At 63.2% G+C, this 12939-nt stretch carries 18 protein-coding genes; 2 read left to right on the top strand and 16 right to left on the bottom strand.

The window, feature by feature from the left end:
* Positions 1 to 397: 397 nt before the first annotated feature.
* From QY325_04255 to QY325_04190, 14 genes are all read right to left on the bottom strand, one after another.
* Entirely contained in the window at positions 398 to 682 is a 285-nt protein-coding gene (locus QY325_04255; GenBank protein WKZ67143.1) for a hypothetical protein, read from the bottom strand.
* Between the two features lie 167 nt (positions 683 to 849).
* Positions 850 to 1839, bottom strand: a complete 990-nt coding sequence (locus tag QY325_04250) for a site-specific DNA-methyltransferase (protein WKZ67142.1) — start codon at positions 1837 to 1839, stop codon at positions 850 to 852.
* Between the two features lie 160 nt (positions 1840 to 1999).
* Entirely contained in the window at positions 2000 to 2314 is a 315-nt protein-coding gene (locus QY325_04245; protein WKZ67141.1) for a hypothetical protein, read from the bottom strand.
* Between the two features lie 447 nt (positions 2315 to 2761).
* A complete protein-coding gene (locus QY325_04240; protein ID WKZ67140.1) occupies positions 2762 to 3070 on the bottom strand; it encodes a hypothetical protein in 309 nt (102 codons plus the stop codon).
* Positions 3071 to 3074: 4 nt separating this feature from the next.
* Positions 3075 to 3302 (bottom strand): hypothetical protein, encoded by a 228-nt coding sequence (locus QY325_04235; GenBank protein WKZ67139.1) that lies wholly within the window; start codon positions 3300 to 3302, stop codon positions 3075 to 3077.
* Positions 3299 to 3727, bottom strand: a complete 429-nt coding sequence (locus QY325_04230; GenBank protein WKZ67138.1) for a hypothetical protein — start codon at positions 3725 to 3727, stop codon at positions 3299 to 3301. The genes QY325_04235 and QY325_04230 overlap by 4 nt, the downstream gene beginning before the upstream one ends.
* Complete coding sequence (locus tag QY325_04225; GenBank protein ID WKZ67137.1) at positions 3724 to 3909, bottom strand: hypothetical protein; 186 nt, start codon at positions 3907 to 3909, stop codon at positions 3724 to 3726. The genes QY325_04230 and QY325_04225 overlap by 4 nt, the downstream gene beginning before the upstream one ends.
* Positions 3906 to 5090, bottom strand: coding sequence for a hypothetical protein (locus tag QY325_04220; GenBank protein WKZ67136.1), 1185 nt, complete (start codon positions 5088 to 5090; stop codon positions 3906 to 3908). The genes QY325_04225 and QY325_04220 overlap by 4 nt, the downstream gene beginning before the upstream one ends.
* Positions 5087 to 7804 (bottom strand): DUF5906 domain-containing protein, encoded by a 2718-nt coding sequence (locus tag QY325_04215; protein WKZ67135.1) that lies wholly within the window; start codon positions 7802 to 7804, stop codon positions 5087 to 5089. The genes QY325_04220 and QY325_04215 overlap by 4 nt, the downstream gene beginning before the upstream one ends.
* Positions 7801 to 8232, bottom strand: a complete 432-nt coding sequence (locus tag QY325_04210; GenBank protein WKZ67134.1) for an ASCH/PUA domain-containing protein — start codon at positions 8230 to 8232, stop codon at positions 7801 to 7803. Before QY325_04210 ends, QY325_04215 begins: the two co-directional genes overlap by 4 nt.
* Positions 8233 to 8234: 2 nt before the next feature.
* Positions 8235 to 8711 (bottom strand): hypothetical protein, encoded by a 477-nt coding sequence (locus QY325_04205; GenBank protein ID WKZ67133.1) that lies wholly within the window; start codon positions 8709 to 8711, stop codon positions 8235 to 8237.
* Entirely contained in the window at positions 8708 to 8932 is a 225-nt protein-coding gene (locus QY325_04200) for a hypothetical protein (GenBank protein ID WKZ67132.1), read from the bottom strand. The genes QY325_04205 and QY325_04200 overlap by 4 nt, the downstream gene beginning before the upstream one ends.
* Positions 8929 to 9150, bottom strand: coding sequence for a hypothetical protein (locus QY325_04195; GenBank protein WKZ67131.1), 222 nt, complete (start codon positions 9148 to 9150; stop codon positions 8929 to 8931). The genes QY325_04200 and QY325_04195 overlap by 4 nt, the downstream gene beginning before the upstream one ends.
* Positions 9151 to 9167: 17 nt before the next feature.
* Positions 9168 to 9509 (bottom strand): hypothetical protein, encoded by a 342-nt coding sequence (locus QY325_04190; GenBank protein WKZ67130.1) that lies wholly within the window; start codon positions 9507 to 9509, stop codon positions 9168 to 9170.
* 88 nt (positions 9510 to 9597) lie between these two features.
* On the opposite strand from QY325_04190, the gene QY325_04185 reads away from it, so the two are divergent.
* On the top strand, positions 9598 to 9972 hold the full coding sequence (locus QY325_04185) for a hypothetical protein (protein ID WKZ67129.1): 375 nt from the start codon (positions 9598 to 9600) through the stop codon (positions 9970 to 9972).
* Positions 9973 to 10116: 144 nt separating this feature from the next.
* On the opposite strand, the gene QY325_04180 is transcribed toward QY325_04185, so the two are convergent.
* Together QY325_04180 and QY325_04175 are read right to left on the bottom strand one after the other, a co-directional pair.
* A complete protein-coding gene (locus QY325_04180) occupies positions 10117 to 11154 on the bottom strand; it encodes an enolase C-terminal domain-like protein (protein ID WKZ67128.1) in 1038 nt (345 codons plus the stop codon).
* Positions 11155 to 11225: 71 nt separating this feature from the next.
* Positions 11226 to 12242: an SRPBCC family protein gene (locus tag QY325_04175; GenBank protein ID WKZ67127.1), complete on the bottom strand. Its 1017-nt coding sequence runs from the start codon at positions 12240 to 12242 to the stop codon at positions 11226 to 11228.
* A gap of 24 nt (positions 12243 to 12266) precedes the next feature.
* Here QY325_04175 and QY325_04170 point away from each other — a divergent pair, with 24 nt between their 5' ends.
* Positions 12267 to 12938 carry a hypothetical protein gene (locus QY325_04170; GenBank protein WKZ67126.1) on the top strand — a complete coding sequence of 224 codons (672 nt, stop codon included), beginning with the start codon at positions 12267 to 12269 and terminating at the stop codon, positions 12936 to 12938.
* Position 12939: the final 1 nt, after the last annotated feature.

Below are 12939 nucleotides of genomic sequence, written 5' to 3'. Positions count from 1 at the left end.
AACCGCACAAATTACACGGAAAAGCGCCCTGTTCAGGCATCGAATTACACAAATTACACATCCTCTTTCTTCTGATTCTGAGTCTAGTAGTGTAGTCTGTGGAGTTTGTGGAGTTTGCCGAGGGGGGTAGCCGAATGCGCCAATCTGGCGTAATAATCCACGTTCTCCACGAGTACCTTTCACCTCGCCCAGGGGGCGGCGCTGAAAAGCCCGGCTGGCAAGGCTTGCAAGCGGCAGTGCTGCCTTGAGGCAAATGCAAGCGGAACGCATGGCATTCCAAGGCTGTTCCGCCCGTGATCGCTACCGCGATCCCTGGCGGGCCTTGGATGCCCTGGACGGAAAGCAGGGCGCCCCGGCCGAATGGGCCAGGGCGCACCGGGTGCAGCTGCAGTGCGGGCTACTGGTTGGGGCCGGGGGCGCCGCCCTGGCCATTGCGGCGCTGCCTATGGCGCCGCGCAAGTTGCTCCAGCACGTAGGCCACGATGTAGGCTGCCTGCTCTGGGGTGACGTTGAAGGGCAGCTGCGAGGCCCTTGGGGGATAGTCCCGAAGCGTGGGGTGCCTCGCATCGAACTCGGCCAGCAGGCGGCGGGCGTTGTCGCGCTCACCGTCTACGCCACGCTCGGCCAGCTCAGCTAGTTTGCGCCGGCGTTCAATCAGCTTGCGGGTCTCGCTAGGTGCCATTGGGCTATCGTTTGCAGTCGGTTGTTGGATGGTGGGGGCGTCAATCTCCTAGTTGTACGCCACCTGAGAGAACGTCTGCGCCTCGGCCAACCGGCTGCGGCAATCCGAGCCGCATTGCCAGCAACCGCATCGGCTGACCCTGAACCGCTGACCAATGGCCTGTGAACTCATGCGATGCGGAGTTGCAGCCCTTCGAGGCGCTTGTGGGCCAGTGCGATGTAGTCGGTGTTCAACTCGCACAACAAAGCCTTTCGGCCTTCCTCCAATGCCACCAATGCCGTAGTGCCCGACCCGCCGAACGGATCCAGCACGGTGCCATCCTTCGGGCAACCGGCCAAGATGCACGGGCGGATAAGGTCCGGCGGGAACGTGGCGAAGTGTGCCCCCTTGTACGGCTTGGTGGCCACGGTCCATACCGATCGGCGGTTGCGAGTTTCCCAAGGCGTGTCCGCAATTTTCATCAGTCCGGCCTTGGTCCTGTGCTCTTCCGTGTCGCTGCCATCGTAGGCCGTCACGTACTTGTGCGACTTATTGCCAGCGGTGCGCGGCTTTGTGCTTGCCCGCCCGAGCTGATGCGCCCCCGTCTTTCCGGTGTGAAACTCGCTTCCCGCTGCCCCCTTCGCGGCTGGTTCCTGCATCGCCTCGCTGTCGAAGTAGTAACGCTCCGACTTGCTCAACAGGAAGATGTACTCGTGCGCCTTGGTACAGCGATCGCGCACGCTCTCAGGCATCGGGTTTGGCTTGTGCCAGATGATGTCCTGCCGCAAGTACCATCCGTCCGCTTGCAAGGCGAAAGCCACGCGCCACGGGATGCCCAACAGGTCTTTCGGCTTGGCACCGTCATCCGGCCTCGTGTTCATTCCGCGCTCCAGTAGCTTGTCGTCGGCGTCCCGTGTGGCCCGCCCACCATTCGCGTAGCTGTCGCCCAGGTTGAGCCACACCGTGCCGTCATCGCGCAGCACGCGGCGCACCTCACGGAACACCGCCACCATCTGCTCCACGTACTCGGCCGGCGTCGGCTCCAGGCCGATCTGCCCATCGACGCCGTAGTCGCGCAACCCGAAGTAGGGCGGGCTTGTAACCACGCAATGCACCGACTGGACTTCAAGCCTTCGCATGCCTTCGATGCAGTCCCCTTCAATAATTCGGTAGTCCATTGTTCAGCGGTTCAGAGAATGAAAAGGCGGCGTACAACATGCACCTATGCGGCATTTTCCCCACGCACGACCGATGCTCACGCCGCATAGCTGCTGTGACGTTCTTGGCAAGCGAATGCCCCGACGCGCAGGCCCATCCCACGCGCCGGGGCAAAACGACCTACCCTCCGTGGTTCGCGTTGATGTCAATGAGCTTGCGGCCACCATCCACATCGTTCACGATCTGCACGCCAGGCACATACGTCAGGGCCTCGGCAACGGCATAGGAACCGTCAGGGTTCCGCTGCTGGGTAGTCACCTGCACCACGCACCCGCCCGGCACCTCCATCGCCTTTGTGCTCTTCATCCACCCCTGCGCTTGGCTCGATGCCTTGCAGAGCAGGCGGAACATATCGCCGTTACCTACGACCTGAATGTCCTTGACATTCTGCCGCGCTCCGGACACATCTGAATTGTGCAACGTCTTCTCTTCCATCTTGATCGGGTTTTACAAGGCCGCCCAAGGCCGTTTGCTTGAAATCCAATTACCACGCCTGCCAAGAACATGCACCTATGCGGCATTCTCCGAACGCACGACCGATGCTCACGCCGCATAGCTGCTGGACCGTTCTGCGCCATGCAATTACTCGCCCGGATACTCACGTAGCAACTGTCGTTCGTAACTCTCCATGTTCTCGTTCATTACATGGATGTACTCGGGCGGATTATCGCTGATCTGTTGATGTGCATATCGAAGCAAGGTGTATAGCCGAACTAGCTTATTCCTATATGACTTGACCCATCCACCGCCATCATTGGTGTCAAGGCCATGCCGTAAGCCCTGGGACGCATCGAATGCCTCCTGTGCTGATAGCTGAAGCACCGCTTTGCCATCGCTGTCTTTGATGATCACCATCGTCGTTCGCGGTTGGTGGCAGGTTCGTTACTCCCTACGCATGAGCTGCGCCGGCACGCAGTCCCGGCACTCGCTGCGGCGGCCGTAGGTGTTGCGCCGGCATGGCCTGGGGCTGCCGGGCTGCAGCTTGTTGGGCGCGGTGCGCAGCTGCACCCAGCGCCACTCCACGGTGTCCTTTACCACCACGGTATCGGGCCAGGCGATGATGGCGCAGGGCACCAGCATCCAGCGGCAGGTGCTCCACCGGCTCCACTTGCCGGCCTTCACGGTGCAGGGCTCCTGGGCGTGGCACAGGTACACGTTGATCGCGAAGAACAGGGAAAGGGTTGCTCGCATGGCGCTACTTGGGGTTGATGGTGATGCCATCGGCGCTTACCTGCACCGGGCGGTTGCGGTTGATGACTTCCTGCACCACATCGCGCTGCAGTCGGTCCCACTGGGCGGCGCTGGCTGCCGCATGGCGCAGCCTGGCCAGCTGGTAGCTGGTGCGCACCAGCACGATGGCCACGCAGGTGGTGCAAATGGCGGCGATGGCCGCCAAGGTGTTGATGTCTGTGGTGATGCTCATCGCTGAAGCTCTTCTTTGCGTTGACGGCTGCGGCGCACGCCGCGGGCGGCATCGTAGCGCTGTATGTAGGCCTGCATGCTGCTGGCCAGCACGAAGCCCTTGCCGCCCTCCACGCGGCCCATGCAGATGAGCTTGTCGATGCTGCGCTGGGTGAAGCGGGTGGCCGATGGGTGCGCCTTGCGCAGCTCGGCGGCGGCCTGCTCGTTGGTCCACCAGCCTGGTGGCACCAGCTTGACGAAGTAGCGCTCTGGCCCTAGCTGCTCCGTTGGCGCCGTGGCCAGCAGCTCGGCCTTGATGGCGCTGCGCATCATACCCAGGAACTGCGGGCTGTTGAGCAGTTCGGCCAGGTCCTCGCGGCTCCACGCCCGGCGGAAGTGCGAGGGCGGCACCAGCTTGTTGCAACAGGGGCAGAGGCTGAGGCTCATGGCTGCTGGGCTTGCTCGGCTTCGTGCTGGGCGCTGGCGGCATCCTCGGGCTTCAGCTTGCCGGCCCTCACCAGGCGGTTGAGCACGTCGGCCACGAAACGGCGGGGCTCCGGATGCACCACGATGGGCTGATCGTCGCTGAACTCCAGCTCGATCTTGTCGGCCTTCAGGTTGAACTTCATGGGAAAAGGGTGTTGAGGTGTTGGAGGAATGCGCGGCGCTCGGCATCGGGCAGGCGCTGCAGCTTGTTGGTGAGCGTGCGCAGGCGGCGCTTGGCGGCCTCACGCTGGGGCTTGGTGGGGTAGATGGCGCTCACCACGTCCCAGAGCTTGGCGGGGCGCTCAACGGCCACGGGCGGGGTGGGCCAATGGAACACCTGCACATGGTCTACCCTTGGCGCCGGCTGCGGAGCCGGTGCGCCGTTGGCCTGGTCGTGGAGCTCCAGCAGGGCATTGGCGGGGTCGGCCACCAGCTCGCCGCCGGGCAGCAGGTCGCCCAGTTGGCGGGGCTTCCTGCGCTTGGCCTGGCGCTTGGGCTTGGCAGGAACGAGGGGTGCGGCCGGCGCTGCAGGTGCTTCTGCAGGCATGCCAAGCGCCATGCGCAACTCATGGATGCGGGTCTTCACGGCGTCCACCAGCTTCAGGCTATCCTTGGCGTTCCTGGAGCTCTCTGGATGCCGGCCGATCGACCTGACAACACTTTCCCACCCATATAGCTCCGCATGCACGGCGCTCGGATGCTCGCCACCAGTACGCCCAGGCGCGTAGCCACCGCCACCGTCCACCATGCGGTAATCAATGCCCTCTACCCAGCAGCCATCCTGCTGGCATACTTCCACTTGAGCCATGCAACTCTTTCCCACCTGGATGATATGGACAGGCTCAACGTCGTGCTGCACAACAGGGTACCAGTTCCAGCCCTTCAGTTCGGGTCTATTGGGGTGCTGCCAGTCCCTGGGCAATGTGGTGCCCGGGTGCTCGGGGTGTGGTTTCCAGAGGGCAACCGGCGCAGGTGGCGTTATGCCGGCGTACTCGTCAAGCTCTCCATACAAGTCTTGGTGCAACTGCGCCATTGCATCCGCGCGCGCGTCCTTTACCGATGCCGTGCTCGGCACGTCAGGCTTCTTGGGCTTGGCCTTGGCCTTCACCTTGCCCACGCCCTGCAGCGCCACGCGCTGGCTCTGGTTCATCACGCTGCCGGCGGCGCCGCTCACGAAGGTGATGCTGGCGCTTATGCCGTACAGTTCAACAGCGGCCACCTCTTCCACTTCGCTGCGGAAGAGCGGCTTGATGCGGTCGCCGGGCTGCAGGTCCTTGGCCAGCACCAGCCACTCGCCATGATTGCGGAATGCCTTGGGGTTCATGCTTCCACGGGTTGGCGTGCCTGGTAGCGCTCCTGGCTCTTGAAGTACACGGGCAGCGTGCCCTCGGCCGATCGCTTGCCCAGGATGTCGGCGTTCTTGGCGTTGTTGACCCATTCGGCAGCGGCATCCTCGCGCCACTTCTCGGCCAGCTCGGCGCCTACGAAGTCGTGCGCGCGGAACACCCACCACTCCTGGCTCAGCGGCTCGTCGGCCAGTATGCCGCTCTCCTTGCGCTGGGCGTAGGTGCGCGGCTTGCGCGCCCAGCCCTTGAAGAAGCCCACGTGCTTCATCATGCGCAGGTGCTTGCCCACCTCGTGCAGGCCGATGCGCTGGCTGGCTACCTTGTTGACGCCCTCGGTGATCTGCTTGCGGGTGAAGATGAGCTCGGGCCACTGGTGTTCGTACATCGCATCGTTCACGAACTCGGCGATCATGCGCTGGGGATAGGGCACGCTGGCGGCCGCCACGCGCTGGCGGGCTTCCGTTTCCAGCACGCTGTCGGCGAACCAGAGGCGGTCGCGATTGGGGTGGATGATGGCGCGGTGCCGCAGCTCGTAGAAGAGCGCGGGCAGCTCGGCGATCATCTTGCTCAGCAGCTCGGGATCCTTCTCCGCATCGCTCAGCTTGGGCACGCGCACCACCCAGTAGCGGTACTCGTTCTCGCCGATGTTGATGCTGCCGTCCTCGTTGTTGCTGGTAAGGTCGAAGGTGGTGAAGTTGGTGGCGGCCTCGCTGTCCTTGTACATGCCGCGGCGCTGGGTGGTGGGCGCGGTGATCAGGCTCTTCACCTTCTCGGTGTCCTCGCGCTTGTGGATCAGCGCCTCGTCAACGCCCACGTACTTCTTGTCCACCCAGTGGGCGTTGAAGTTGCTGGTGAACGCCTCGCCGCCGATCACCACGGCGTTCTGCTGCCACATGGCCAGGTTGAGCCAGAGCAGGGTGCTCTTGCCGGTGTTGAACTCTTCGCTCACCAGCACCACGGCCGGCAGCTTCACCCAGGGCATGCGGTACATGATTGTCCAGCGGTCCATGTACACCTCCCAGGCCTCGCTCTCGGCCAGGACGGTGCCGTCAGCGGCAAGGGTGAAGACCTTGTGCGTGCCGAAGACGTGCTTCAGGTAGCGCTGAATGTTGGGTATGCCGCCCTTGCGCACCGGATGGGTGAGCTGGGCGTAACGGTTGTAGAGCTTGGTGACGGGGCCGAACTCTTCGGGCTGCACGATCACGGTGGCCTTGTAGTCCTCGTGGTGCCCGGGGTGATTGGTGAAGCCATCGAAATGCTCCACCGTCTCCAGGAACTTCGGCACCCCGCGGCGCACGTAATCGAGCTTCAGGCGGCTCTCGCTCCAGTGCTCGAGGTAGGGCACGGGCTTGTTGTTCTCATCCAGGCGGTAACAGCGCTTGTACCAGTCGGTGCCTACGGCCACGAAGCGCTTGCTGTCCGGGTGCTCCAGCTGCTCCAGGCCCATCACCGTGGCGCCGCTCTTCACGTCGAACTTCTCGCGGTACTGATAGCGGCCGCCCAGGAAGCGGAATTCACGCTGCCCGATGAGCGCCTGGTACTTGTCGTAGAAGTCCGTGGGGACGTTGTAGCTGAGCTTGATGCGGAAGATGCGGTTCACCTCCTGCCAGTCGGCATCGGTAAGGTCGTACAGGTCGAAGTGGCTGTTGGCGCGCTGGGCATCCCACAGGTGATCGAGCACGGCGGCGCGGTCCTCCACGCGCAGCAGGTCGTCCAGGCCCTTGGCGGTGGCGATCCACGGGCTGCGGATGGTGCGGTAGCATACCCTGGGCACCAGTGTTCCCACGGCCCTGCGGAAGCCGGTTACGGCGCCGGCGAACTTGCGCAGGCGCTTGCCCAGGTCCTTGTCGGGCTCGGCCACCGGGTCCCACTTCACCTGCATGGCATCGGCATCGTGCACCAGATGCACGCACTTGGCACGGCTCAGCAGGGCCTCCAGGTCGGGGTGCAGGGTGCGATCGCCCTTGGCCGCGTTGTAGAGGTCGATGCCGCCGATGCCCACCACAGGCCGCCCCGGCTCCGCGGCCGCGTAGGCCTTGAACTCGCCTTCCACCACGGCGATGGCGGGCCACTCCACCCCGGCGAGGTAGTCGGCCACCACCACGGGCGGAATGAAGATGTGGATGCCGCTGCCGCTGCTCTGGCTGTACTTCTGGCTGGGCGTGCAGCGCGTGGGGTGCAGGCGGGTGCGCACGAATGGCTTGCCATCCACCTCCTGCCAGGCGCCGGCCTGCAGTGCCGGATAGTGGATGTCTATGCCGCCATCGCTGCGCGGGCGGAACAGGCCTTTCTCTTCGGGCTTGGCGGGGTCATAGCCTAGCTCGCCCATGCGCTGGTGGAAGTAGGCATGCGCCTCGGTGTCGCCGCTTTCGGCGCCGGGGGTGGCCTGGGCCAGCTCCACCTTGTAGAAGTCGGCCAGCCACTTGATGGCATCCAGCCACTCCAGGCCCTTGGTGGCGTGCAGGTACTTCACGGCGCGATTGCCCTTGAAGTCGCACTTGAAGCACTTCCAGTAGCCCTCCTTCATGTTGATGCTGAAGGGCTCCTTGGTCTTCTTGTCGGCGCCGTTGCACACCGGGCAGTTGCCGCGGGCATAGCCGCGCTTCACGGTAAGCCCGTGGCCCAGGTGATTGGCCACCTCATCCAGCCGCACCATGGCCAGCAGGTCGTCGATGCTGCGCTTGTCGATCATGCTCCCGCGGGCATTGGGATGCTGAAGGCGCGGCAGTATGCAGCGACGGCCTCCGGCGATGGCGCCATAGGGCGAAGGCCCACAACGGGGTCTGCCTCGGCCAGCCACTGCACGAAGTGGATGAGCTCGTCATACTGGTTCCGGTGCGGTGCGGGCTGCGGCTCGAAGCCGAGCACCACATAGCCCTGCTCAATGCCGAACTGGCCACCGGCCAGGATGTAGGCGATGGTGCGCAGGCACTCGCGGCCGGTGTATTCCTGGGCGCCCACGCGCCACTCCCGCAGGCGCAGGATGTCGCCCACTTCGAAGCGCGGATGCCGGTCGTTGCGGCGCACCTCAAATGGCTTCAGGCCGCTGGCCAGTGGTTCGTAGAAGGTGGTCCAGATCTTCAGCTCGTGCGTAACGGGCTGGTGCTGCGGGCTGCTCATGGCTAGGCGGCCTTCAGCTGGCCGGACTGGGTGAATACATCCTCGCCCTCCACCACGCGGCCGATGAGGGCGGCCAGGTCGTTGAGCTGCAGCCACTCGCTGCGGCGCATGCCGTGGTTGATGCTCTCCTTGTGCCCAACCAGGCGCACAAAGAGGGGCAGGCGGCTGCGGATGGCCTCCAGGGCCTCGGCGCTGCTGTGCGATCCCTCGTCGAGCCAGATGACGAGGTGCGCGCACTTGTCGGCCATGGCGCGCAGGTCGCCATCGTTGGGCGCCACCAGGTCCATGCCGGTGGCCACGAAACGGTCGGCCTTACGGGTGAATGCGTGAACGAGCAGGGTGCCCACGATCAGGCGGCGCTCTTCGCTGCCGGAGCGGGTGGTTTCCATGCTCGATTCGGTAGGCTCGCCCAGGCAGTCGTAGGCCAGGGTGTAGCATTTTCCGTTGCCAGTGCTGGCGGTGGTGAGGCTCAGGTTCATCGCAGTGCGGCGTTGATGGTGTTGATGATCTCCTCTTTGCGTTCAATGGCGGCCTCCGTTACACGGCGGCCCAACAGGGTGCCTTCATAGCCGGCCACCTCGCGGCGCAGGTTGGCGGCATCGCGGCGCAGGGCCTGAATGATGCACTCCATCTGGGCGGGCGTGAGGCCGAGCAGGTCGTAGCTGGTGCCGAGGCTATCGGCTGTGCGCTCCACTTTCATCGGCGGGCCGCATCGCGGAGCTTCAGGTAGAGGTCCTGGGCGAAGGCGGCGCCGGCGGCCTCATCCTCGTTGCGGGGCAGGCCGCCGTTGTCGGCCAGGCCGTGCTGGATGCGCTCGCACCCGAGCATGAAAAAGTCGCGCAGCAGCACAAGCTGGGCGTAGGTGATGCCGTGGATGGCGTAGGTGCCCTCGATGGGGGCCTTGGTGATGTTGAGCATGGCCAGGGGGGGGGCTTTCAGTCGTTGAGGGGCATCCACACTTCGGCCACCGGGATAGTCTCGCCGGTGCGATGCTCCCAATAGGCGATGATGTCGCCCAAGAGTGGCGCCGGCAGGTTCACCGGCCGGGCGCACCACTTGCGCCAGGCGCTGAGACTCCAACCGTACTTGTCCAGGAGCCGGGTGCGCTCGCCGGCATCGGTGAGCCGCATGAGCGCTTCCAGCCTGATTGGCGCGCGTTCGGTGTCAAGCCGGAGTGCCCCGGGCGCGCTTTGATAAACGCTGTAGAGCTCCGCCAGCTTGGGCCACAGTCCAATAGTGGCGGCACTTTGTGCTGTGTGGTTGGTCTTAACGGGCATTTGATGACCTATTTTGGTGATGGCGAAGTAATGGATTCGAGACCCACAAGGTCGTGTAACCGAGACTTTTACTTCTCAACAGGTGATCGTGGAAAAGCGACTTTCATCGCGGAATCAAGACCAGAAGGGCAAGACCGAGGCCCAGCTGGCCATCGAGCGGCACCTGGCGGCCCGCAAGCTGCCGGCCGACTGGCTGATCAAGCGCCTTGGCATGACCAACGGCAGCTACTACGGCATCTTCCAGCGCGGAAGCGAGCGCTACGACTTCCTGCGCCGCGTGGCCGAGGCCATGGGCCTAACGGTGGTGCAGCTGCTCAGCGCACCAGCGCCCAAGCCAGGCGCCGATGCCGAGCCCGCCACCACCGTAACGGCGGACCCGCCCGGAAACTATCGGCGCCGCTACATCGAGGACCGCATCGAGGACCTGGAGCGCCGCATGGACGAACTGGAGCGCAAGCGCTGAGCCCATGACCGGCAAGCCGCAAGCCAGCAACAGCGCGCAGCCGTGCAAAGGGCCTAGGCGCTTTGCATCATGCCCCGAGGCCGCTTGCATGCCGCGCCCGTTGCGGCCTGTAGCCCAGGCCGGTGCAGGTTACGGAAGTATAAATTATGCGTCAATCCAAGGCAGTTCGCTGACCGGCTCAACCCCGAGGCCTAGTCCAGCGGGCATTACCAACTGGCCTTGGCTCAGCGATAAGCCAGCCCAAGGATCATTGCGCAGCAGCCATGGGCCATCCAAGTCCAGGCATTCGGCGCATCCGGAAAGATGCGCCATGGCGGTGCAGCCCAAGCTGCTCTCACTCATCGAGCCGAGCATGATCGTCTTTCCCTGTCTCTGTGCCAAACGCGCCATAGCCGCTGCCTTGTCCAGGCCGCCGCACTTCATGAGTTTCAGGTTCACCCCTTGGAATATGCCTACCTCGGCTTCGAGGTCCGCCAATCCCTGAATGGCTTCATCGGCATAGATCACGCAGTCGGCTTCGCGTGCCAAGGATGCCGACCGCTCACGATCGGTCGCTTCGAAAGGTTGCTCAAATCCCAATAACCGATCGGCCCCGATCACCCGGACCAGCTCTGAAGCTTCTTGGACGGACCTCAGTCCTTGATTGCCATCCAAGAGGATCCGGGCCGAAGAGCTGGCCATGACCACCTGGGTCCTGGCGAGGCCCTCATCATCACCCACTTTCAGCTTCAGGGCACCGGTATCGGGAAGTTCGCGCAGCCGCTCTGGAACCTCATCCAGCGGGCAGATGCCCAAGGTCATGAGCATCAAACTCTTCTTGGGGTTTGCTGCGCCCACCAGTTGGTGAATAGGTTCCTGTATCTTCCTGCTCGAGGCATCCACCAAGGCCATGTGGAGACCTGCCCGCAGCGCAGGTCTTTCCTTCAACTCCGGAAGGCGGTCAAGGGATGCCATCAGACCATGCATGTCCCAAACCCCCTGACCTGCAATGCTCAAGAGCGCACGCACGCTTCCGACGACATCCTCCTGAACGTAAGGGGGTAATGTAACCTCACCGAAACCGGTTATTCCATCGAATCGGATGCGGATGAAGAGGCTGTCCGTGCCATTCCGCTCCCCGTGTGAGGTGCCGAATGGCCGTTTGAACAGCAGGCGGTACGGGCAGTAGCTGATGCGCAGCATCACAGCCGAATTTCCATGGATCCCGAAGCCCGGGGATGGCCCGGGCTTCGGCTTTCATCAACAGCGCTGGCTTACTTCACCAGATAAACCACGTTGGTGTGCCATTGCGCACTATCCGGGGTACTGCCGGGATCGGTGATGTACTCCTCCAGGACATTCGCATTGAACTCCAGGTTGGCGGCCTTCATGTGCGCATCCAATGCCTCATGGGCCTTCCCGATTCCAGCATAGCCGCCCGTGTAGTCGATGATCAACGCTCTACTGGCGGGGGTCTCGTACAGATCCACTCCCTTGAGCCTCGATTTGGCTTCCATCGGAGCCGGTATGCCGGCAATCATGTCAGCCGTCTGATCGGCCTCGTTCCACTCGAAATAAATGGCGGTCGGCGCACCGGCCGGCGCCAATCCAGACTTCCCGAGCGCAGCCATGCCTGCACTGAATTGTTCAGTGAAGAAGGCCTTCATTTCCGACCACTTCACCAGCTTCCGATTCCCGATGTAGAGCATGGCCGGGCGATCGATCGCTTGGATGGGGAACGCCGACGCCGCATCCGCGTGCTCCTTTTCCGTGATGGCTTTGAGGTTCGCCAGCCCTTTCTCGAACATGGACCCGATGGCCTTGTCCATGTCCATGAACAGGCTGAAGAGGCGACCGGGTATGCCGTTCTCCCCCTCCATGCCCCAGGTGACCCTCGTGCTGTCGCCCATGGCCTCCAAGTCGAAGGTCCCAGCGCTCTCCGAGGCGAACGGCTTCATGAAGCGCAACTTGGTCCTTACTCTCTGATCCGGAACGAGTTCAACGAGCTCCTGTTCGCCCTCGCTCTTACTGCTCGTCCAATGGCTGATGGCGCCGACCTGTCCATCCGCTGCACCGGAAATGGTGGCCACCATGTCGGGCTCCTCCTCCTTCCAAGGTCCCCATTTGTCCATGGCGGCCAGGTTGCTCAGATTCGCATAGACCGCTGCCGCTGGCGCATGCACCACGATGCTCCGCTCCACGCGGTACCTTGGCTCGGCCAGCGCGACTAGGATGACGCCCAGCAGGACCAAGGCGCCGAGGAGGATGAGGATGATCTTGAGGGTTCTCATGGGAGGATGGTTTGGTACCTAAAGATGAGTGATCCAGATCAGTGGGGCACCCATCGCGGCACGGATTTTTCACACCTTGGCCCAACCATCGGTCACTTCACATGTGGCCTCAGCCCAATCGCTATGAAGACCCTCCGACTCCCCTCGCTCCTGTTCATGATCCTGATCGGAGCGGCCTCCTTGCCCGCGTGCAAGGGCAAGCAAGCCGGTCCGCAAGGCACGAAGGTGAAGACCCCCTTCTCCGGTAACAAGTATGAGAGCAACGCGAACTGGTTCCGCGGCACGGGACAAGGAGCCAGCGTGAAGCAGAACATTGCCCGGGGCAAGGCCGATATCGACGCCAAGAACCAGGTGGCGGCTCAGGTGGGCACCAACATGCGCGCCGTCACGGATCAGTATTTGGGGCAGACCGAGAATGCCCGCGCAGCGGACGTTGCGGACAAGTTCCAGAGCCTGATCCGGGAGGTGATGAACACAGACCTCGCCGATCTCCGAAAGGTCGGTGAAGAGACCTTCTTCAATGAAACCAGCCAAGAGTACACGGTTTATGTGGCCTACGAGATCAAGAAGGCGGCCATGTTCCGGTTCATGAAGAAGCAGGCCCGCACGGATGCGAAGGTGACTGAACAGGAACTCAAGGTGATGGATGAAATCCTTGACCAGGAGATCAAGCGAGCGGAAGCCCTTCAGGACTAGC

This window comes from Flavobacteriales bacterium (assembly GCA_030584065.1).
Taxonomy (GTDB): Bacteria; Bacteroidota; Bacteroidia; order Flavobacteriales_F; family PHOS-HE28; genus PHOS-HE28.
The sequence above is the reverse complement of the archived record's forward strand: the minus strand, read 5'-3'. Positions and strand labels throughout refer to the sequence as shown.

Excerpts from the sequence above, each read along its gene's own strand:
- QY325_04255 (WKZ67143.1), bottom strand. The coding sequence starts at position 682 with ATGGCACCTAGCGAGACCCGCAAGCTGATTGAACGCCGGCGCAAACTA.
- QY325_04250 (WKZ67142.1), bottom strand. The coding sequence starts at position 1,839 with ATGGACTACCGAATTATTGAAGGGGACTGCATCGAAGGCATGCGAAGG.
- QY325_04245 (WKZ67141.1), bottom strand. The coding sequence starts at position 2,314 with ATGGAAGAGAAGACGTTGCACAATTCAGATGTGTCCGGAGCGCGGCAG.
- QY325_04240 (WKZ67140.1), bottom strand. The coding sequence starts at position 3,070 with ATGCGAGCAACCCTTTCCCTGTTCTTCGCGATCAACGTGTACCTGTGC.
- QY325_04235 (WKZ67139.1), bottom strand. The coding sequence starts at position 3,302 with ATGAGCATCACCACAGACATCAACACCTTGGCGGCCATCGCCGCCATT.
- QY325_04230 (WKZ67138.1), bottom strand. The coding sequence starts at position 3,727 with ATGAGCCTCAGCCTCTGCCCCTGTTGCAACAAGCTGGTGCCGCCCTCG.
- QY325_04225 (WKZ67137.1), bottom strand. The coding sequence starts at position 3,909 with ATGAAGTTCAACCTGAAGGCCGACAAGATCGAGCTGGAGTTCAGCGAC.
- QY325_04220 (WKZ67136.1), bottom strand. The coding sequence starts at position 5,090 with ATGAACCCCAAGGCATTCCGCAATCATGGCGAGTGGCTGGTGCTGGCC.
- QY325_04215 (WKZ67135.1), bottom strand. The coding sequence starts at position 7,804 with ATGATCGACAAGCGCAGCATCGACGACCTGCTGGCCATGGTGCGGCTG.
- QY325_04210 (WKZ67134.1), bottom strand. The coding sequence starts at position 8,232 with ATGAGCAGCCCGCAGCACCAGCCCGTTACGCACGAGCTGAAGATCTGG.
- QY325_04205 (WKZ67133.1), bottom strand. The coding sequence starts at position 8,711 with ATGAACCTGAGCCTCACCACCGCCAGCACTGGCAACGGAAAATGCTAC.
- QY325_04200 (WKZ67132.1), bottom strand. The coding sequence starts at position 8,932 with ATGAAAGTGGAGCGCACAGCCGATAGCCTCGGCACCAGCTACGACCTG.
- QY325_04195 (WKZ67131.1), bottom strand. The coding sequence starts at position 9,150 with ATGCTCAACATCACCAAGGCCCCCATCGAGGGCACCTACGCCATCCAC.
- QY325_04190 (WKZ67130.1), bottom strand. The coding sequence starts at position 9,509 with ATGCCCGTTAAGACCAACCACACAGCACAAAGTGCCGCCACTATTGGA.
- QY325_04180 (WKZ67128.1), bottom strand. The coding sequence starts at position 11,154 with ATGCTGCGCATCAGCTACTGCCCGTACCGCCTGCTGTTCAAACGGCCA.
- QY325_04175 (WKZ67127.1), bottom strand. The coding sequence starts at position 12,242 with ATGAGAACCCTCAAGATCATCCTCATCCTCCTCGGCGCCTTGGTCCTG.
- QY325_04170 (WKZ67126.1), top strand. The coding sequence starts at position 12,267 with ATGAGTGATCCAGATCAGTGGGGCACCCATCGCGGCACGGATTTTTCA.